Source organism: Brevundimonas sp. UBA7534 (genome assembly GCF_002479325.1).
GTDB lineage: Bacteria > Pseudomonadota > Alphaproteobacteria > Caulobacterales > Caulobacteraceae > Brevundimonas.
In genome coordinates this window covers 11807-12102 of record NZ_DLMO01000155.1, presented here as the reverse complement: position 1 = coordinate 12102, position 296 = coordinate 11807, and the positions used below count along the sequence as shown (strand labels likewise).

Sequence of the window (296 nt, the reverse complement as noted above, 5' to 3'; positions counted from 1 at the left end):
TCATCAACACCGCGCGTTCGCTCGGCTGATCGGGATCGGGGACACAACAATGAGCATCATGACCGAGACCGAAGCCAAGGCCATCCTGGACAAGGTGATCGCCCTGTCGACCGCCGACGAATGCACGGCCCAGCTGAACGGCTCCATCGACGGCAACATCCGCTTCGCCCTGAACAACGTCTCGACCAGCGGCGTGGTCAGCAACACCGACCTGGCCGTTCAGGTGGCGTTCGGAAAGCGGGTCGGCGTCGCCACCATCAACGAGTTCTCCGACGACGCGCTGGCGCGTGTTGTCC

At 63.5% G+C, this 296-nt stretch carries 1 protein-coding gene; it reads left to right on the top strand.

Translation table 11 applies throughout. The annotated features are described in order from the left end of the window. Positions 1-49: 49 nt before the first annotated feature. Positions 50-296, top strand: a 247-nt coding sequence (locus B2U11_RS12725; RefSeq protein ID WP_349680729.1) for a PmbA/TldA family metallopeptidase, incomplete at its 3' end; no start/stop codon positions are given.